Source organism: Lentzea sp. NPDC054927, assembly GCF_053610285.1.
Genome location: NZ_JBSGXZ010000023.1, coordinates 29,456 through 48,838, shown reverse-complemented (window position 1 = coordinate 48,838; position 19,383 = coordinate 29,456). Strand labels below are relative to the sequence as shown.

Here is a 19,383-nt window from a genome sequence, read left to right as displayed (position 1 = left end):
GAGCGGGAATGATGACGTCCCGACGTCTTCCGGAGGCACCCATGCTGAGTGAAGCCGAACGCCGCTCGCTCGAGGAGATCGAGCAGCGGTTGTTAGCCGATGAACCGAGACTCGCTCGCACCATGAACCGCAAGGTGCGGCCGTGGTTGATTTACGCGCTCCTGCTCGTCTTCGGTGGCCTCACGGTGCTGCTGATGGTGATCGGTGCGTTCGGCCCCGCCTTTCAGTGCCTCCTGGTGACGGCCGGCGTGCTGGTGCTGCAGAGGTACCCGATCCGCTTTCGGTGACCGGAAACTCGCTGGCGCCTGAACGGCACAACCTCGACCATCTGCGGCGTGGGTTATCTGGAAGCGAACGGGCTCGCGTACGCCTTGCCGGACGGCAGGGAGTTGTTTCGCGACGTCTCGTTCAAGGTGAGCGGTGGCACTGTTGTCGCGCTGGTGGGTGCCAACGGCGTGGGCAAGACGACGCTGCAGCGGATCCTGGCCGGCGAGCTCATCCCCAAGCAGGGCAGTGTGCACGTGCAGGGCGGGCTCGCGGTGATGCCGCAGTTCATCGGCTCGGTCCGGGACGAGTCACTCGTGCGCGACCTCTTGCTGTCCGTCGCTCCTGAAGCGCTGCAACGCGCGACCAAGGAGCTCGACGACGCCGAGCTCGCGTTGATGGACACCGACGACGAAGCCGCCCAGATGCGCTACGCCAACGCCCTCAGCAGCTACGGCGAGGCCGGCGGGTACGACGTCGAGGTCCTCTGGGACACCGTCACCGTCGCCGCACTCGGCCTGCCCTACGACCGGGCACGGTTCCGCGAGGTGCGCACGCTGTCGGGCGGCGAGCAGAAACGGCTGGTCCTCGAGACGTTGTTGCGCGGCCACGAACAGGTGCTGCTGCTCGACGAACCGGACAACTACCTCGACGTTCCCGGCAAGCGCTGGCTCGAAGAACGTCTGAAGGCCACCGACAAGGCCGTGTTCGTCGTCAGCCACGATCGCGAGCTGCTGGCCAACGCCGCGACGCACGTCGTCACCGTTGAGGCGCACTCCGCGTGGACGCATCCGGGGTCGTTCGGCACCTGGCACGCCGCCCGCGAGAAGCGCATCGAGAAGCTCAAGGAAGATCATCGCCGCTGGAACGAGGAGCACGAGCGCCTCAAGGAGCTCGTCAGAACCCTCCAGCAGCAGGCGAAGTACTACGAGTCGATGGCGCCGAAGTACCGGGTCATGGCGGCGCGTCTGCAACGCTTCGAGGAGGCAGGACCGCCGCCGGAGATCGCGCAGGACGAGCAGGTCAACCCCCGGCTCAAGGGCGGGCGCACCGGCATTCGCGCGATCACCTGCGAGCAGCTGGAGCTGACCGGGCTGATGAGGCCGTTCTCGCAGGAGATCTTCTTCGGCGACCGGGTGGCGGTGCTGGGGTCCAACGGCTCGGGCAAGAGCCACTTCCTGCGGCTGCTGGGCGGGGACGAAGTGCGAACCAGCGGTGCGTGGAAGCTCGGCGCGCGCGTTGTGCCGGGGCTGTTCGCGCAGACGCATCAGCACCCGGAATGGCTCGGCCGCTCGCTCGTGGACATCCTCTGGCACGGCGAGGGCCAGCGCTCCGGCAAGGATCGGGGCGCGGCGATGTCCGTGCTGAGCCGCTATGGGCTCGACAAGGCGGGTGACCAGCGGTTCGAGAACCTCTCGGGCGGGCAGCAGGCGCGGTTCCAGATTCTGCTGCTGGAGCTGTCCGGGGCCACGTTGCTGCTGCTCGACGAGCCGACGGACAACCTCGACCTCGCGTCGGCGGAGGCGTTGCAGAACGCGTTGAACGACTTCGAGGGCACGGTCGTCGCGGTCACGCACGACAGGTGGTTCGCCAAGTCGTTCGACCGGTTCCTGCACTTCCGGGCGGACGGCAAGGTGTCCGAAGTAGACGAACCCGTCTGGACCTAAAGTTCCCAGCTGACGAACGCGCCGTCGTCGATCGCCCCGCCCGCCTTCTTGTAGGTGGCCTGCGCCGCCGTGTCACCCGCGGCGGTGCCGGTCCACATCGCGTAGCAACCCCGTTCCGTCGCAAGGGCTTTCAAGGCCTCCACCAGCGCGGTGCCGATGCCGCGGCGCAGGAACGCGTCGTCCACGCCCAGCTCGTAGAGGAACATCTCGGTGCCTTTGTCCGGATGTGTTGTCTCCACGCCGGACACGAAACCGGCCGGCTGGTCGCCGACGTAGGCGATCAGCAGGTGGCTGTGGTCCTGGGCGAGGAACCGCGCGGTCGCCTCGGGCACGGGAGGCGCGTCGAACAGGTGCCCGGCGGCGAGCACTTCGTCGGGCGAGGCGGCGCGGCGGATCTTCATGATCCCAGGCTAAGCGAAGTTTCCGGCGACCCCCGGCGTGCGCGGGCCGTCGGCGCGTCAGCGGTCCTCGACGACCGCGGGCAGCTTCCCGTTCTTGACGAGGCTGACCAACGAGGCGTGGTCGGCCTCGGTCTGGTCTGCGTAGTCGAACGCGTACTTGGCGAACGCCTCGTCCAGGTCGTCGCCGCCACCGTTCTGGAAGTACCCGGCGAGCAGGCGGGGATCGAGTGAACGCGTGTGTGCGCGAGCCAGCAGAGCACCGGCGAAGCGGCCGTAGTCGTCGAGGTCGTCGCGCTTCAACGTGGTCGCGTCGATCTCGCCCTTGCGGTTGCGGAACTGCCGCACGATGAACGGCCGGCCCTCGATCGTCGTCCAGCCCAGCAGGATGTCCGTCTCGGCCTGCACGAGCCGCGCGCCGTGCACGATGCGCTTGCCCTCGTGCTTGGCGGGCTCGACGTCGAGGAACGGCTGCAGTGCGGACGGCCTGGCTTCCTTGGCCTGCAGAACCAACGCCTCGGAGCCGTTGCCGTGCAACAGGATCAGGTAGTTGCGCAGGCCGACGCTGCCGGTGCCGACGACGCGGAACGCCACGTCCGACACGCCGTAGCGCATGATCAGGTTCGTCCGCGACTCGCGCAGAGTGTCCACGTAGGACGGCAGTGCGGCGATCACGGCCTCTTCGGTGGCCGGGGTGACGTCCGTGAACGTCGGCGGGTTCGTGATGAACCGCCACTTCTCGCCGTCGTGCGCGGTCCACTTCGCGGCGAACCGGGCGCTGGTGTTCTTGCGCGACTTCTCGGCGGCCTTGGAGAAGTCGTTGAGCAGGTCGTCGGCCTTGACCTTCGACAGCGTCGACTCGTCGCCCAGCGCGGTCCACGAGTCCATGAACGGGATCTCCGCGAGGTGCCGGATCGTGCCCCGGTACGCGCGCACGGCGTCCTCCGCGGCGTCGCGGCAGCCCTTGTCCGACACGCCACCGGTGCGGCCGGCGAGCACCAGCGAGGCGACGAGCCGCTTGAGGTCCCACTCCCACGGGCCGGGCAGCGTCTCGTCGAAGTCGTTGATGTCCATGACGATCTGGCCCTCGGGCGTGCCGTAGAGGCCGAAGTTCGCTGCGTGTGCATCACCGCACAACTGAGCGTGAAGCCCGGTCGTGCACCCGGTGGCGAGATCGCCGGCCTGGAGCCCGGCGGCGCCTCGGAAGAACGCGAACGGGTTGGCGAGCATGCGGCCGACCCGCAACGGGATCAGGGACTCGAGCCGCCCGGAGTTGCTGGCCCGCATGAACTCCAGCACCGAAGGCCGGTCAGCGGCCAGCGAGGCGGTGCGGTGCGCCTTGAAGTCCACAGAGGACCGCAACGCGCGGCCCTGCGCGTAGACCTCTTCCGGCTCAGTCCACGTGCCCAGCGCCGCTGCTGCTTCAGCCCGGCTCTGCCTACTCACTGGGTTCACCCATACGAGTCATCATGCCTGCGGCGGACGAACCAGGTGGCTCGTCCGCCGCATTTGTGACCTGGCCAGGCGTGAAAATCAGCCCAAATCGGGACGAACGACCTCCGCGATCGCCTGAACGCCCAAGTCGATCTCGTCGCGGGTGATCACCAACGGCGGCGCGACCCGCAGCGTCGACGCGTGCGTCTCCTTGCACAGCACGCCGCGTGCGGACAGCGCCTCGGAGGCCGCCCGGCCGATCGGACCGCCCGGCGCGATCTCGACGCCGGCCCACAGCCCGCGCCCGCGCACCTCGGCCACCCCGTGACCGACCAGCTTGTTCAGCTCGGCGTGCAGGTAGGCGCCCATCTCGCGCGAGCGCTCCTGGAACTCGCCCGTCTCCAGCAGCCGCACGACGGCACGGCCGACCGCGCACGCGAGCGGGTTGCCGCCGAACGTCGACCCGTGCTCGCCGGGCTTCAGCACGCCCAGCACGGCCTTGGAGCCGACCACGGCGGACACCGGCAGGATGCCGCCGCCGAGTGCCTTGCCCAGCGTGTAGAGGTCGGCGCGCACGCCCTCGTGGTCGAGAGCGAACAACGTGCCGGTGCGGCCGAGCCCGGACTGGATCTCGTCGGCGATCATCAGGACGTTGTGCTCGTCGCAGAGACGGCGGATCCCGGCCAGGTAGCCGGCGGGCGGCACGACGACGCCTGCCTCGCCCTGGATCGGCTCGATCAGGATGGCGGCGGTGCGCGGCGAGATCGCGGACTCGACCTCGTCGAGGGCGCCGTACTTGACCACCTTGAAGCCCGGCGTGAACGGGCCGAAGTCGTTGCGCGCGGTCTCGTCGGTCGAGAACGACACGATGGTGGTGGTGCGGCCGTGGAAGTTCGAGCCGGCCACGATGATCTCGGCCGTGCCCTCCGGCACGCCCTTGACCTGGTACGCCCACTTGCGCGCGACCTTGATCGCGGACTCCACGGCCTCGGCGCCGGAGTTCATCGCGAGCACCATCTCGGTGCCGGTGAGCTGGGCGAGCTCACGGCAGAACAGACCGAACTGGTCGTGGTGGAACGCGCGGCTGGTCAGCGTGACGCGGCCGAGCTGCTCGACGGCGGCGGCCACCAGGGCGGGGTGGCGGTGGCCGAAGTTCAGCGACGAGTAGCCGGACAGGAAGTCCAGGTAGCGGCGGCCTTCGACGTCGGTGACCCACGACCCCTCGCCGTGCGAGAGGACCACCGGCAGGGGGTGGTAGTTGTGCGTGCTCCATTCCTCGTCGAGGGCGATGTAGTCAGCGCCAGCCAGGTTCATGGTTCCCGCGGTGTGGTGGTCAGCGATGGCGGTCATCCTCCAAGGCTAGGGTCCGGAACAAGCGATTTCGACCGTGAAGCGTTGCGCACTGCCTCAGTTCGTTGCGTAGATTCACCAATCAGTGGTGACTCCTTGCACAGTGGGCGGAATCGGCGGTGAATCGCTACGGTCTGTTGATGGCGAAGAAGTCGGTTCGTGAAGCCCTGCGGCTCGACGAGGTGGATCTCTCCACCCTCGACCCGGCCGGTCGGCCGATCGGCCCCAAGACCAAGAAGGAGGCGGCCGAGGACCTCGCCGCCACCGGGGCCGAGCTGGACGACCTGCAGGAAGCGCTCTACGCGGAGAACTCTCGCGCGGTGCTGCTCGTGCTGCAAGGCATGGACACCTCGGGCAAGGGCGGTGTGGTCAGTCACGTCGTCGGCCTGGTGAACCCGCAGGGCGTGAGCATCGCGTCGTTCAAGAAACCGACTCCCGCCGAACGGCGCCAGCACTTCCTCACGCGGATCAAGAAGGTGCTGCCCGCGAAGGGCCGCATCGGCGCGTTCGACCGTTCCCACTACGAGGACGTGCTCGTGCCCAAGGTGGAGCGTCTGCTGACGGCGGCGGAGATCCGGGGGCGCTACAAGGAGATCAACGCGTTCGAGCAGGAACTCGCCGACTCCGGCACCACGGTCATCAAGTGCTTCCTGCACATCTCGCCCGAGGTGCAGAAGGAACGGCTGCTTGCCCGTTTGGACGATCCGCGCAAGCACTGGAAGTACAACCCGGCCGACATCGACGTGCGCTCGAAGTGGTCCAAGTACCAGGACGCGTACACCCAGGCGTTGAAGAACTGCGCTGACACGCCCTGGTACGCCGTTCCCGCTGATCGCAAGTGGTACCGGAACTGGGCCGTGAGCCGGTTGCTGCTGGAGACGATGCGCGAGATGGACCCGAAGTTCCCGCCGCCGGTCTACGACATCGAGGCCGAGAAGGCCCGGCTGATCTCCGCCGACCCGTTGCGCTAGACGCAATCTTCATTGCACCTATTGCCTGACCGCGATGGTCTAGGCCACTGTGGGTCGCGCCGCCGACGAGAGTATCCCGGAGGTGCGGACGTGGGTGTGGACCGGCGACGTTTTCTCGGAGCCATGGGTGTGGGAGCTGGACTGCTGATGACCGGAGGAACCGCGGAAGCGGCACCTGTGAGCCGGAGAGTGTTCTTCGGTGCCTACACGACGTGGAGCGGTGGCGCCAAAGGCATCGGCATCGGCACCTACGACACGGCGAACGGCCAGCTGAAGACGACAGGCGTGATCGCGGGCGTGGTCAACCCGTCCTTCGTGATCGAGTCGCGCGACGGCCGTTTCCTGTACGCGGTCAACGAGAACACCAAGGGCGAGGTCACCGCGATCAACGCGGGCACCCTCAAGGTGGTCAACAAGCAGGCGACCGGCGGTGCGGACCCGTGTCACCTGACGCTCGACCCGTCCGGGAAGTTCCTGATCACCGCGGACTACTCGTCGGGCTCGCTCAGCGTGTTCCCGGTGAACCCGGACGGCAGCCTCGCCGCGCGCACGCAGAAGGTGCAGCACAAGGGTTCCGGGCCGGTCAAAGATCGCCAGGAAGGCCCGCACGCGCACCACATCGTGTTCGACCCGGCCGGCAAGTACGCGGCGGCGGTCGACCTCGGCGCCGACTCGGTGTTCGTCTACTCGTTCATCGGCGGCAAGCTGACCCAGGTGTCGCAGGCGAAGTTCAAGGGCGGCGCCGGACCGCGGCACATCGCGTTCCACCCGGACGGCAAGACCGCGTACGTGGCGAACGAGCTGAACTCGACGATCGTGACCTGCGCCTACGCGGACGGCAGGCTCACCCCGGGGCAGTCGCTGCCGACCGCGCCGTCCGGCAGCCCGACGAACTACCCGGCCGAGGTGCTGGTCTCCGCCGACGGCAAGCACGTCTACCTGTCGAACCGCGGGCACGACAGCGTCGCGCACTTCGCGACCAACGCCACCGGGCTGTCGCTGGTCGGGCACACGCCGGTCGGGGGCAAGTACCCGCGGCACATCATCCTCGACCCGTCCGGGTCGTTCCTGTTCGCGGCCAACCAGAACTCGAACAACGTGACGTCGTTCGCGGTGGACAGGGCGACGGGCAAGCTGACGCCGTCCGGGACGCCGCTGCAGACCGCGATTCCGGTCTGCGTGCTGCCCACACGACTGGGTTAATGCCCTTCTGGTCGACCGTCCACAGTGGTACTCCGGCCCTATGGGTCTTATGGCTGGAGTACTCGCAGTTGTCCAAGTAGCAGCTCTGCAGATGGCGCCCGCACCGATCGCGCCGGAGTACGTCGCACTCGGCGACTCCTACGCGTCCGGTGCGGGCGCCGGTTCCTATGTGGACGGCTCGTGCCGCCGCAGTTCGAACGCCTATCCGGCGTTGCAGAGCGCGGACTTCCCGTCGTCCAAGTTCGTCGCGTGCAGCGGGGCGACCACGAAGTCGCTCAGGTCGCAGTTCAAGGCCCTCACCCCCAACACCACGTTCGTCACGATCACCATCGGCGGCAACGACCTCGGGTTCGTCGACGTGCTGACGACCTGCACGCTCAAGGGCGACGGCGCCTGCTCCTCCCGTGTCGCCAAGGCGGTCGACTTCATCCACTCGCAGCTGCCCGGCCGGCTCGACGCCGCCTACGCCACGGTCAAGCAGGCGTCGCCGAACGCCCGGCTGGTCGTCCTGGGCTATCCGCGGCTGTTCACGCCGAACGACCAGTGCCGCACGCTGTCCGTCGTCAAACGTGGGGCGCTCAACGACGCCGCCGACGAGCTGTCCGGGGTGATCGCCGCGGCGGCCGAACGGGCCGGTGCGCGGTACGTCGACGTGAGGGAAGCGTTTGCGGACCACGGCGTGTGCTCGGACGAACCGTGGATCAACGCGCTGGTCAGTCCGACCGCCGACTCCTACCACCCGAACAAGGCAGGCCAGGCCGCGTACTTCGAGGCGTTGACTTCCGGTCATAGGTAAGTTCAGACTTACCGTTCGTGGAGACTTACCAAACGGCGTTCGCGGCGCTCGGAGACCCGACCCGCCGCGAGATCTTCACGCTGCTCGTGGCCGGGTCGCGGGCGGTGGGGGAGATCGCCGCCGAGCTGCCCGTGTCGCGGCCGGCCGTGTCGCAGCACCTCAAGGTGCTCAAGGAGGCACGGCTGGTCCGCGTCGAGGCCGTGGGCACTCGTCGACGGTATTCAGTCGACCACGTAGGGGTGGCCGCGATGCGCGACTACCTCGACGACGTCTGGGGTCAGGCACTTGCGAACTTCGCTGCGGTGGTGGAGGAAGAATGACTGAAGTCAGGAGATCGGTGCTGGTGAACGCCGGCGCTGACCACGCGTTCAAGGTGTTCACGGAGAAGTTCGTGACGTGGTGGCCGCCTGCGCACCACATCGGCGAGGCGGACCTGAAGGACGTCGTCGTCGAACCGCGCGAGGGTGGTCGCTGGTACGAGATCGGCACCGACGGCGCGGAGTGCGAGTGGGGTTCGGTGAAGGTGTGGGAGCCGCCGTCACGGTTGTTGCTCGCCTGGCACCTCAACGGCGACTGGGACTACGACCCAGATCCGGCACGCGCGTCTGAAGTGGAGATCACCTTCACGCCAGAGGGTTCCGGCACCCGCGTCGAACTGGTGCACAGCGCGTTCGAGCGGCACTTCACCAAGCCCGAGCGGGTCCGCGGCGGCGTCAGCGGTGAGGGCGGCTGGGGCGGAATCCTGCTCGGCTTCCAGGCGGCCTTCGTGTGATCATGCCCCGGTGAATGTGGCAGGGAGTTCGTTGAGGGAGGTCACGGCCACCCGGTACGTGACGCCGTTCCGCGAGGGCGGGTCGATGCCGGGGCTGGTCGAGGCCGACGACCTGGGTATGTACGTGGTGAAGTTCCGCGGCGCGGGGCAGGGCGTGAAGGTGCTCGTCGCCGAGATCGTCGTCGGCGAGCTGGCGCGGCGGCTGGGCTTCCGGATACCCGAGATCGTGCTCGTGCACCTCGACCCCGAACTGGCGCGCGCGGAACCCGACCAGGAGGTCCAGGAACTGCTGCGGGCCAGCGGCGGCCTCAACATCGGCTTCGACTACCTGCCCGGCTCGTTCGACTTCAACCCGATCGTCCGCGACCCCGGTGTCGAGCTCGCGACGAAGCTGCTGTGGTTCGACGCGTTGGTGCTCAACGTGGACCGCAGCTGGCGCAACCCGAACATGCTGCTGTGGCACCGGGAACCGTGGCTGATCGACCACGGCGCGGCGCTGTACTTCCACTACTCGTGGAGCCAGGAACGCCCGGCCACCAAGGAATACAAGTACGAGGCCTCGGACCACGCGATGCTGTCGAACGCGGCTTCGGTGTCCGAAGTGGACGCGGAGATGGCGGACCGGATCACGCCGGAGCTGCTCGGCGAGGTGCTGGCACTGGTGCCCGACGAGTGGCTGGAAGGCGATCCGGCCGAGCTGCGGCAGCGCTACCTGGACTTCTTCACCTACCGCCTCGCCAACCGCGGCTGGGTCGACTCGCTGGAGGCCGCGCGTGCCGCACGTGTTTGAGTACGCGCTGCTGCGGGCGGTGCCGCGGCAGGAGCGGGGCGAGTTCATGAACGTCGGCGTCATCGTCTACTGCGCCCCGTTGGACTTCCTGTGCGCGAAGACCTATGTGGACGGTGAGCGGTTGCGTGCGCTGGACCCGCAACTGGACGTCGAGACGCTGGAAACATCGCTGAAGCACCTCACGAACTCCTGCGACGGCACTCAGGACGCCGGTCCGGTGAGCAAGACAACGGTTGGACAACGCTTCCGCTGGCTGACGGCGCCCCGCAGCACCATCGTGCAGACCTCACCTGCGCATACGGGTTTCACCGACGACCCGGCGGCCGAGGTCACCCGGCTCTTCGAAGCGCTGGTGCTGCCGCCCCGGTAGGTTCGTCGCAACCTGAACGGACGCATCGCGTCCCTAGTTGCAAAGCGAATCTAAAGCGATCGGGGTTGGCGACACATGAGCGCTGGGTATCACCACGGCTACCAGCAGCCGCGGCGTCCCATGCCGCCGCAGCGGCCGATGAAGAAGAAGAGGCGTCCTGGACGCGTCATTCTGGTGTTGCTGCTCGTCATCGTGCTGGGTGCCGTCGGATTCGGGTTCTACGTCGACTCGACGTTGACGCGGATCGACGCGCTGTCCGAGTACGAGGGCCGGCCTGCCGAGACTCCAGGCACCACCTGGCTGCTCGTCGGTTCGGACGCCCGCGAGGGTCTGACGCAGGAGCAGAAGGACGCGCTCGCCACCGGCGACGCGGCCGGTCGGCGCACCGACACCATCATGATGCTGCACCTGCCGGACAACAGCGCCGCCAAGCCGGTGCTGCTGTCGATTCCGCGTGACTCCTACGTCGCGATCGAGGGCAACGGCCGCAACAAGGTCAACGCGGCCTACGCGTTCGGCGGGCCGCAGCTGCTCGTGAAGACCGTCGAGGGCGCCACCGGCGTGCGGATCGACCACTACATGGAGATCGGCTTCGGCGGGTTCTCCGACATGGTCGACGCGGTCGGCGGCGTGGACATCTGCATCGACGAGCCGATCAAGGACCCGCTGGCCGGCATCGACCTGCCCGCGGGCTGCCAGGAGCTCGACGGACCGAAGGCGCTCGGGTTCGTGCGGACCCGTGCGTTCGCGACCGCCGACCTGCAGCGCGTGCAGAACCAGCGCAAGTTCCTGTCGGCGTTGTTCGAGAAGGTCAAGAGCCCGGCCACGCTCGCGAACCCGTTCCGCGTCGTCCCGCTGATGAGCGCGGCTTCCGGGTCGGTCTCGGTGAACACCGACGACCACGTGTGGCATCTGGCCAGCGTTGCCCTGAACATGAGCGACGCGACCAGCGGCACAGTGCCGGTGGGCTCCACGCCGACGGTGCCCGGTGCGGGCTCGGTCGTGCAGTGGAACAAGGAGAAGGCCTCACAGCTCTTCGACCTGATCAGCAAGGACGAGCCGGTGCCGGCCGAACTGATCGCCCCTCCGAAGTAGCGGTTCCTACGACTTGACGGGCTCGGGTGTGGGCTCCGAGCTGGTCAAACCGGCCTCCTGCGCGATGCCTTCGAGCTCGCGCAGGAGGTCGTCGTAAATAGGCGTCGTTGACATGGTGTTGCCCCCTCTAGCTGATCTTCCCCCGTTCAGGTGACGGGAGCTTACGCCCCTGTACCCGTTCTTCTGGCCCGATATGCCTCAGCGACGCTAAATGTTGGCTAAAGCCACCTTGTGACCAGGCACTATGTGGGTCTGCCACATGTCGATCACGCCACGTGACGCCTACCGTTTCCGGACATGTCGAGTGTCACGGGTCACACCGCGCTGGTCACCGGAGCTGCGAGCGGCATCGGCCTGGCCTGCGCCCGCGCGCTGGCGTCGTCGGGTGCCAAGGTTCATCTGGTCGACCTCGATCCCCAGGTCCTGTCGTTCGCTGAAGAGCTCGGCGGTGTCGGGCACGTGCTCGACCTGACCGGTTCGGTCGCCGCCTTGCCGGCCGAGATCGACGTCCTGGTCAACAACGCCGGCGTGCAGCACGTCGCGCCCATCCACGAGTTCCCCGCCGAGCGCTTCTCGGCGATGGTCGAGCTGATGCTGGGGGCGGCGTTCCGGCTGTCCCGGCACGTGCTGCCGCACATGTACTCGCGCGGCTGGGGCCGGCTGATCCACATCTCCAGCGTGCACGGGATGCGCGCGTCCGCGTTCAAATCCGCCTACGTCGCCGCGAAGCACGGCCTGGAGGGGTTCTCCAAGGTCGCGGCTCTCGAAGGCGCGCCTCATGGCGTGACTTCGAACTGCGTGGCGCCCGGTTACGTGCGGACTCCGTTGGTGGAGAAGCAGATCGCGGACCAGGCCCGTGTTCACGAGATCTCCGAGGACGAGGTCTCGTCGCAGATCTTCCTGCAGCGCACCGCCATCAAACGGCTGATCGAGCCTTCCGAGGTTGCCGACGCCGTGCTGTGGTTGTGCGACAACAGTTTTGTCACAGGCACGTCGTTGGCCGTCGACGGCGGCTGGACTGCTCAATGAGGAGTTGTCGATGATCAAGAAAGTGGTAGGCGCATCGCTCATCGGGACAACTGTCGAGTGGTACGACTTCTTCCTCTACGGCTCGGCAGCCGCTCTGGTGTTCAACAAGCTCTTCTTCCCGACCGCGGACCCGTTGACCGGCACGCTGCTCGCGTTCACGACGTACGCGATCGGTTTCCTGGCACGGCCGTTGGGTGGTCTGGTGTTCGGCCACTTCGGCGACCGGTTGGGGCGCAAGAAGTTGCTGGTGTTGTCGTTGCTGCTGATGGGTGGCGCGACGATGCTGATGGGTGTGCTGCCGACGTACGCGTCGGTGGGCGTGCTGGCGCCGGTGCTGCTGACGTTGTTGCGGCTGGTGCAGGGTTTCGCGCTCGGTGGCGAGTGGGGCGGGGCCGTGCTCATCGTGTCGGAGCACGGTGATCCGAAGCGGCGAGGGTTCTGGGCGTCGTGGCCGCAGGCCGGTGTGCCGTGCGGGAACCTGCTGGCGACCGGTGTGCTGGCAATCCTGGCGGCCGTGCAGTCGGACGCGGACTTCCTCGCATGGGGCTGGCGAATCCCGTTCCTGCTCTCCGGTGTGCTCGTGGTGATCGGGCTGTGGATCCGGCTCACGGTGTCCGAGTCGCCGATCTTCCTGGCTGCCCAGGAGAAGCGGGCGAAGGAGCCGGTCGAGGAGAAGGCGCCCGCGCTGGAGCTGCTGAAGCACAACTGGCGCGAGGTGCTGATCGCGATGGGCGCGCGGTTCGCGGAGAACGTGTCGTACTACGTGATCACGGCGTTCATCCTGGTCTACGTGGTGACCGGGCTCGGACTCTCGAAGTCGGTGGGGCTCAACGCGGTGCTGATCGCGTCGGCCGTGCACCTGGTCACGATCCCGGTGTGGGGCCACCTCTCGGACAGGTTCGGGCGGCGGTCGATCTACCTGGTCGGTGCGGTCGGCATGGCCGCGTGGATCTTCGCGTTCTTCGCGTTGCTCGACACGAAGGACCCGGTGCTGATCACGCTGGCGACGACGGTCGGCCTGGTGCTGCACGGCGCGATGTACGGGCCGCAGGCGGCGTTCTTCTCGGAACTGTTCGGGACGCGGGTGCGGTACTCGGGTGCGTCGGTCGGCTACCAGCTGGCGTCGATCGTGGCCGGTGCGCTGGCCCCGTTGATCGCGACGGCGTTGTTGCAGGCGTACAAGTCCTCGTTCCCCATCGCGGTGTACGTGTTGATCACGTGCGTGATCACCGTGGTCGCGATCGCATTCGCCCGTGAGACCCGTGGTGCGGATCTGGAGGAACGTGACAGGGTTGGGGTGTGACACGACGGCGTGAGGCCGAACTGGCGGCGTTGTTCGAGACCGCGTCCGAGCTCGCGGGCATGCGCGACCCGGACGCGGTTCTCCGCTCGATCGTGCGCAGGGCCCGAAAGCTGCTCGGCACCGACGTGTCGTACCTGTCGATGAACGACCCGGCCGGCACCTACATGAGGGTGACGGACGGGTCGTTCTCGCCGCTCTTCCAGAAGGTGCGGCTGGGGCTCGGAGAAGGCCTGGGCGGGCTGGTGGCGCAGACCGCCCGGCCGTACGCGACCTCCGACTACTTCGCGGACGCCCGGTTCAACCACACCCGGCCGATCGACTCGGCGGTGCAGGATGAAGGCCTGGTGGCGATCCTGGGCGTGCCGCTGAAGCTCGACTCGAAGGTCATCGGCGTGCTGTACGCGGCCGACCGGACCTCGCGCGAGTTCCCGCCGGAGGAAGTCGCTCTGCTGTCGTCACTGGCCGACCACGCGGCGATCGCGATCGACACGGCGTCGTTGTTCGCGACGATCCAGTCGCACAACGAGGCCATGAAACGGGCGGAGGAGTCGCACGACCGGCTCACGGACCTGGTGCTGCGCGGTGGTTCCTCGGCCGAGGTGGCGGCGGCCGTCGGGGAGTTGCTCGGCGGACCGGTCGAGGTGCTGGAGACGGTGCCGTCGCTGGTCGTGCGGGCCAACGGGCGGGCCGTGCTGATCGACGACGTGTGGGTGTGCGCGGTGCTGGCGGGCTCGGAGCTGCTCGGCGGGATCGCGTTGGCCGGTCGCCCCGATCTGTCGGACGCGGACCGGCGGGTGTTCGAACGGTCGGCGGCCGTGACGGCGTTGTTGTTGCTGCTGCGGCGAACCGTGGCCGAGGCGGAGAACAAGGTTCGCGGCGAGCTGATCACCGACATCCTGGACGGACGGGATCCGGTGGGCCTGGTGGCACGGGCGCGGCGAGTCGGCGTCGAGCTTTCCGATCCGCACGTGGTGCTCGTGGCGGATGGAAATCTGTCCGCTGCCACGCATTACGCATCGGTCTACAGAGGACTGGCCGGATCGCGTGACCGCGATGTCGTGCTGGCGTTGCCTTCTGCCTCCACGGACGTTGCTCGTGATGTCGCGAAGGCGCTGGACGCGACGGTGGGCGCGTGCGGGCCTGTCGTGGGGCCGGTGGCGATCGCGGCGGCGTACGAGGAAGCGCGGCGGTGCCTGAGAGCGTTGCGGCAGCTGGGGCGCGAGAAGGACGCCGCGACGATGGACGACCTGGGGTTCGTCGGGGTGCTGCTGGGCGATCGCGCCAACGTGTCCGGCTACGTGCGGTCGGTGCTGGGACCGGTGATCGACTACGACTCCGAACGCGGCACGGAACTGGTGCACACGCTGGAGATCTACTTCCGGTGCGGTGCGAACCTGAGCCGCGCCAAAGCCGAGCTGCACCTCCACGTCAACACGGTCACGCAACGGCTCGACAGAGTCACGTCGTTGCTCGGCGACTGGCAGTCGCCCGACCGCGTGCTGGAGGTGCAGCTCGCCCTGCGCCTACTTCGCTTGCTGGGTTAGCAGAACAGCATCTCCCGCGGGTGCGTCGGAGTTGCCGAACGGCTTGGCGATCAGCATGTAGACCAGGCCGATGCCGACCACGAGCGCACCGCTCAGGATGACGACGTAGTTGTCGTACCAGGGTGCGTCCGGGGTGCGCGGCCAGACCATGTTGACCATCGCCGCGACGCCGTACGCGAGCGCCAGGACGTTGATGACCAGGCCCCAGCGGCCGAGCGTGAACTCGCCGGACGGCGTCCAGCCCTTGAGCCGCGCTCGCAGTGCTGCGAACACGACCATCTGGAATCCCAGGTAGATGCCGAGCGTCGCGAACGACACGATCTTGGCCAGCGCGTCCGAGGACAGCATGGACGCGAACACGATGATCATCGGGATGATGCCCGCGAGTGCCAGCGAGTACGGCGGGATGTGGCGCTTCTGGTTGAACTTCGCGAGCGCCCTGTGCCCGAAGATCATCTTGTCGCGGGCGTAGGAGTAGGTCAGCCTGCTGGCCGCGGCCTGGAGCGACATCGTGCAGGACAGGAACGAGATCAGCACGACGCCGATCACGATCTTGTACCCGACCGGGCCGAACGCGTTGGTCAAAATGCTCGTGACCGGGTCGGCGTCCTCGCCGCTGATGACCTTGCCGAAGTCCGGCACCGCGAGCAGCAGCGACAGACAGGCGAACGTGGCCGCCGCGCCGCCGATGTAGATGGTGCGGCGCATGGCCTTCGGGATGACGCGACCGGGGTCCTTGACCTCTTCCGCGGTGTCACCGCACGCCTCGAAGCCGTAGTACTGGTAGAGACCGATGATGCCCGCCGCGAAGAACGCGGGCAGATAGCTGCCCGACCCGCCGGCACCGAAGCTGTCGAAGAGCACGCCCAGACCGTGGATCCGGTTGTCCACCAGCAGCCAGATGCCGACCGCGAGCGCACCGACGATCTCCGCGGCGAACCCGAAGATGGCCGCCCAGCTCAGCACCTTGGTGCCCGCGTAGTTGATCAGCGTGGACACCACGATGATCGCGACCGCGCACAGCACGGTGTTGCCGACGTTCGCGGTGTAGCCGAGAAGCGTGGCCAGGTAAGGGCCCGCGCCGTAGCTGACGGACGCGATGGTGACCAGCAGGGCGATCATGTACACCCAGCCGGTCATCCACGCCCAGCGCTTACCCCACAGGCGGCGTGCCCAGGGGTACACGCCGCCCGCGACCGGGTACTGCGCCACGAGCTCGCCGAAGATCAGCGCGACCAGGAACTGGCCGACGCCCGCGACGACGAAGCTCCAGATCATCGGCGGGCCGCCGAGCATCAGGGCCGTGCCGAACAACGTGTAGGTGCTGACCACGGGGGAGAGGTAGGTGAAGCCCAGCGAGAAGTTCGCCCAGGGACTCATGTCCCGCTTGAACTCCGACGTGTACCCGAGATCCTTGAGCCGGTCCTCGGCTGTCGGCGTTGAATCGACTTGGGTCACTACGCCTCCCTGATCAGGTCCGCGGCACGTTCTCCGATCATGAGGACGGTGACCATGGGGTTCACCGTCGGCATGGTGGGGAACACGGACGCGTCGACGACCCGGAGGCCCTCGAGTCCGATGACTTTGAGGTCACCGTCCACAACGGACCCGATGGCGCAGGTGCCCGCCGGGTGGTAGACGGTGTGGGCCGCCCTGCGGCCGTACTCGGACAGAGCCTCGTCGCTCGTGACGTCCGGGCCGGGTGCGACCTCCCGCTTGAGCCACGACTTCAGCGGTTCCTGCTCGGCGATCTTGCGTGCGATCTTGAAGCCGTCGACCAGGGTCTGCTCGTCGTAGCCGTCGGGGTTGGTGAAGTACCCGAAGTCGAGCGCCGGCTTCTCCGCCGGGTCGCTGGACTTCAGCCACAGCCTGCCCTTGCTGTGCGGCCTGGGGATGTTCGGCGTCATGCAGACCCCGTGCTCCACCTTCGGGTAGCCGAGGCGTTCCGTGTTGGTGGTGAACGGGATCTGGTAGAAGTGGAACATCAGGTCCGGCCGAGGGTCGGACTCGTCGCGCCGGATGAACAGACCGGCGTCGGAGTCCATCACCGAGTTCTCCGGCAACGGTTTCGTGGTCTCCCAGACGATGACCGACTCCGGGTGGTCGAGCAGGTTCTCGCCGACGCCGGGCAGGTCGTGCTTCGGCTCGATGCCGATGCCGCTGAGGTGCTCGGCGTCGCCGATGCCCGAGAGCATCATCAGCCGCGGCGTGTCGATCGCGCCCGCGCAGAGGAGGACCTCTTTGTCGGCCTCGATGTAGCCCTTGTCGGTGTGCACGCCGATCGCGCGGTTGCCGTCGAACTCGATCCGGCCGGCCCAGGTGTTGAGCAGCAGCGTCAGGTTCTTGCGGCTGTCGAGGATCGGGTGCAGGTACGCGGTGCTGGCCGACGACCGCTGGTTGTTCTTCTCCGGGTGGTAGGCGATGGAGAAGAAACCAACGCCGTCCTCGAATGGCCGCGCGTTGAAGTCCTCGATCTCCGGGACGTCGACGGCCTTGCGCGTGGCGGCGACGAAGTCCTTGGCGATCGGGTTCCGGTCCTTCTCCTCCACCGGGATGATGTTGAGCTGGACCTTGTCGTAGTACGGCCCGAGCGCGTCCCAGGTCCAGCCATGGCCCCAGTCGTCGAAGTCCTGCGGCAGCGGGTTGAACGAGATCAGCGTGTTGTGGCTGGAACACCCGCCGAGCACCTTCGCGCGGCTGTGCCGGATGTGCGAGTTGCCGCGCGGCTGCTCGACCGTCGGGTAGTCGTAGTCGTACTCGGTCTCGAGCAGGTTGATCCAGTTGCGCAGAGCCAGGATCTTCTCGTCACCGACGTCGGACGGCCCGCCCTCGATGACCGCGACCGTGACGTTCTCGTCTTCGGTGAGTCTCGCGGCGAGCACACAGCCCGCCGTTCCGCCGCCGACGATCACGTAGTCGTACGCGGTCACTTGTCGTCCTTTCGCGCGAACCAGTTCTGGGCCTGGGGCTTGAGGTTCTGGTAGACGTGCTTGGGTTCGGTGTACTCGTGCAGCCCGGCGGTGCCGAGCTCACGGCCGACACCGGAGCGCTTGAAGCCGCCCCATTCGGCCTGCGGCAGGTAGGGACCGAACTCGTTGATCCAGACCGTGCCGTGGCGGAGCTTCTTCGCGACGCGCTGCGCCTTGTCGATGTCCTGGCTCCAGACACCGCCCGCGAGGCCGTACTCGGTGTCGTTGCCGAGCGCGATCGCCTCTTCCTCGGTCTCGAAGCGTTCGGCGGTGATGATCGGGCCGAACGTCTCGTCCCGGACGAGCTTCATGTCCCTGGTGCAGTCGGCGTAAACGGTGGGGCGGAAGAAGAAACCGTTCTGCAGCTCGGCTTCTTCCGGACGCCTGCCACCGGCCTTGAGGGTCGCGCCCTCCTGCTCGGCGATCTCGACGTAGCTCTCGACCTTGGCGCGGTGCTCGGCGCTGACGAGCGGCCCGGACTCGGTGTCCTCGTCGAAACCGTTGCCCAGCTTGATCCTGTCGGCCCGGCGCGCGACCTCGTTCACGAAGTCGTCGTAGATGCTCGTGTGCACGATCAGCCTGGTGCCGGACGAGCAGACCTGGCCCGCGTGGAAGAACGCCGCCGTGAGCGCGTAGTCGACGGCGGTGTCGAAGTCGGTGTCCGCGAAGACGATGTTCGGGTTCTTGCCACCGAGTTCGAGAGCGACCTTCTTCACCGTCCTGGCCGCGGACGCCATGATCCGCTGGCCGGTCGCGAGGCTGCCGGTGAACGAGATCAGGTCGACGTCCGGGTGTTCGGACAACGGCGCGCCGACTTCCGGGCCCGTGCCGAGGACGAGGTTCGCGACTCCGTCGGGCAGGCCTGCTTCCTGCAGCAGCTCGAACAGCTTGATGGTGGTGAGCGGGGTGATCTCGCTCGGCTTCGCCACCAGCGTGTTGCCGGCGAGCAGGGCGGGGGCGATCTTCCAGGACACCTGCAGCAGCGGGTAGTTCCAGGGCGCGATCATGCCGCAGACGCCGACGGGTTCGTAATCGACGCGGCTGATGACGTCCGGCGGCGCACCCTGGACGATCTTCGGGTGCAGCAGGCCGGCGAGGCCGCCGTAGTAGCGGAACACGGAGACGACGTCGTCCACGTCGATGCGGCTCTCCACCACCGTCTTGCCGGTGTCGAGCGTCTCGGTGCGGGCGATGTCCTCCTTGTCGCGTTCCAGGAGGTCCGCGACGCGGTTCAGCACGGCGGCGCGGTGCTCGGGGCTGGAGTGCTGCCAGTCGCCGTGGTCGAAGGCGTTTCTCGCTTTCGCGATCGCCTGGACGGCCTGTTCGCGGGTTTGGTCCTCGACCTCGGTGAGAACACTCTGGTCGAAGGGGTTGATGATCTGCCGCACCGGCGACACGCCTCCCTGTTTCGTGTGTCCACGTAGGACA

Annotated in this window: 19 protein-coding genes; 13 read left to right on the top strand and 6 right to left on the bottom strand. The window is 67.5% G+C overall.

Translation table 11 applies throughout. The features are described from left to right. The first annotated feature begins 41 nt into the window (after window positions 1-41). Window positions 42-287 (top strand): DUF3040 domain-containing protein, encoded by a 246-nt coding sequence (locus tag ACWGE0_RS26800; protein ID WP_319966866.1) that lies wholly within the window; start codon window positions 42-44, stop codon window positions 285-287. Between the two features lie 48 nt (window positions 288-335). After that, a complete protein-coding gene (locus tag ACWGE0_RS26795; protein ID WP_452263654.1) occupies window positions 336-1,931 on the top strand; it encodes an ABC-F family ATP-binding cassette domain-containing protein in 1,596 nt (531 codons plus the stop codon). Here the strand turns inward: ACWGE0_RS26795 and ACWGE0_RS26790 are convergent. From ACWGE0_RS26790 to rocD, 3 genes are all read right to left on the bottom strand, one after another. Beyond that, entirely contained in the window at window positions 1,928-2,332 is a 405-nt protein-coding gene (locus ACWGE0_RS26790) for a GNAT family N-acetyltransferase (RefSeq protein WP_452263653.1), read from the bottom strand. The two genes, ACWGE0_RS26795 and ACWGE0_RS26790, sit on opposite strands and share 4 nt — an antisense overlap. Window positions 2,333-2,389: 57 nt before the next feature. After that, window positions 2,390-3,775: a DUF2252 domain-containing protein gene (locus ACWGE0_RS26785; protein WP_452263652.1), complete on the bottom strand. Its 1,386-nt coding sequence runs from the start codon at window positions 3,773-3,775 to the stop codon at window positions 2,390-2,392. Window positions 3,776-3,862: 87 nt separating this feature from the next. Beyond that, window positions 3,863-5,113: an ornithine--oxo-acid transaminase gene (gene rocD, locus ACWGE0_RS26780; RefSeq protein WP_452263651.1), complete on the bottom strand. Its 1,251-nt coding sequence runs from the start codon at window positions 5,111-5,113 to the stop codon at window positions 3,863-3,865. Between the two features lie 140 nt (window positions 5,114-5,253). Between rocD and ACWGE0_RS26775 the strand changes: the two genes are divergently transcribed. From ACWGE0_RS26775 to ACWGE0_RS26725, 11 genes are all read left to right on the top strand, one after another. Next, complete coding sequence (locus tag ACWGE0_RS26775; protein WP_452263650.1) at window positions 5,254-6,084, top strand: PPK2 family polyphosphate kinase; 831 nt, start codon at window positions 5,254-5,256, stop codon at window positions 6,082-6,084. A 177-nt stretch (window positions 6,085-6,261) separates the two neighbouring features. Beyond that, entirely contained in the window at window positions 6,262-7,287 is a 1,026-nt protein-coding gene (locus tag ACWGE0_RS26770; protein ID WP_452263649.1) for a lactonase family protein, read from the top strand. Between the two features lie 91 nt (window positions 7,288-7,378). Next, window positions 7,379-8,083 (top strand): SGNH/GDSL hydrolase family protein, encoded by a 705-nt coding sequence (locus ACWGE0_RS26765; RefSeq protein WP_452263648.1) that lies wholly within the window; start codon window positions 7,379-7,381, stop codon window positions 8,081-8,083. 17 nt (window positions 8,084-8,100) lie between these two features. Beyond that, entirely contained in the window at window positions 8,101-8,403 is a 303-nt protein-coding gene (locus tag ACWGE0_RS26760) for an ArsR/SmtB family transcription factor (protein WP_452263647.1), read from the top strand. Beyond that, complete coding sequence (locus ACWGE0_RS26755) at window positions 8,400-8,855, top strand: SRPBCC family protein (RefSeq protein ID WP_452263646.1); 456 nt, start codon at window positions 8,400-8,402, stop codon at window positions 8,853-8,855. The genes ACWGE0_RS26760 and ACWGE0_RS26755 overlap by 4 nt, the downstream gene beginning before the upstream one ends. A 31-nt stretch (window positions 8,856-8,886) precedes the next feature. After that, window positions 8,887-9,645 (top strand): HipA family kinase, encoded by a 759-nt coding sequence (locus tag ACWGE0_RS26750; RefSeq protein WP_452263645.1) that lies wholly within the window; start codon window positions 8,887-8,889, stop codon window positions 9,643-9,645. Beyond that, window positions 9,629-10,015 (top strand): DUF3037 domain-containing protein, encoded by a 387-nt coding sequence (locus ACWGE0_RS26745; RefSeq protein ID WP_452263644.1) that lies wholly within the window; start codon window positions 9,629-9,631, stop codon window positions 10,013-10,015. Before ACWGE0_RS26750 ends, ACWGE0_RS26745 begins: the two co-directional genes overlap by 17 nt. A gap of 75 nt (window positions 10,016-10,090) precedes the next feature. After that, window positions 10,091-11,110 carry an LCP family protein gene (locus tag ACWGE0_RS26740; RefSeq protein ID WP_452263643.1) on the top strand — a complete coding sequence of 340 codons (1,020 nt, stop codon included), beginning with the start codon at window positions 10,091-10,093 and terminating at the stop codon, window positions 11,108-11,110. Window positions 11,111-11,407: 297 nt separating this feature from the next. Next, window positions 11,408-12,139 carry a 3-hydroxybutyrate dehydrogenase gene (locus ACWGE0_RS26735; protein WP_452263642.1) on the top strand — a complete coding sequence of 244 codons (732 nt, stop codon included), beginning with the start codon at window positions 11,408-11,410 and terminating at the stop codon, window positions 12,137-12,139. 10 nt (window positions 12,140-12,149) lie between these two features. Beyond that, the gene (locus ACWGE0_RS26730) at window positions 12,150-13,442 is read left to right on the top strand and encodes an MFS transporter (RefSeq protein WP_452263641.1); all 1,293 of its coding nucleotides are present in this window, start codon (window positions 12,150-12,152) and stop codon (window positions 13,440-13,442) included. After that, a complete protein-coding gene (locus ACWGE0_RS26725) occupies window positions 13,439-14,986 on the top strand; it encodes a helix-turn-helix domain-containing protein (protein WP_452263640.1) in 1,548 nt (515 codons plus the stop codon). Before ACWGE0_RS26730 ends, ACWGE0_RS26725 begins: the two co-directional genes overlap by 4 nt. On the opposite strand, the gene ACWGE0_RS26720 is transcribed toward ACWGE0_RS26725, so the two are convergent. Genes ACWGE0_RS26720 through ACWGE0_RS26710 form a run of 3 tightly spaced genes read right to left on the bottom strand, consistent with a single transcriptional unit; the run spans window position 14,966 to window position 19,343 of the window. Beyond that, window positions 14,966-16,444, bottom strand: coding sequence for an APC family permease (locus tag ACWGE0_RS26720; protein ID WP_452263639.1), 1,479 nt, complete (start codon window positions 16,442-16,444; stop codon window positions 14,966-14,968). The genes ACWGE0_RS26725 and ACWGE0_RS26720 overlap by 21 nt on opposite strands. Continuing rightward, a complete protein-coding gene (locus tag ACWGE0_RS26715) occupies window positions 16,444-17,916 on the bottom strand; it encodes a GMC family oxidoreductase (protein WP_452263638.1) in 1,473 nt (490 codons plus the stop codon). Before ACWGE0_RS26715 ends, ACWGE0_RS26720 begins: the two co-directional genes overlap by 1 nt. Next, window positions 17,913-19,343, bottom strand: coding sequence for an aldehyde dehydrogenase family protein (locus ACWGE0_RS26710; protein WP_452263637.1), 1,431 nt, complete (start codon window positions 19,341-19,343; stop codon window positions 17,913-17,915). The genes ACWGE0_RS26715 and ACWGE0_RS26710 overlap by 4 nt, the downstream gene beginning before the upstream one ends. Between the last annotated feature and the right edge of the window lie 40 nt (window positions 19,344-19,383).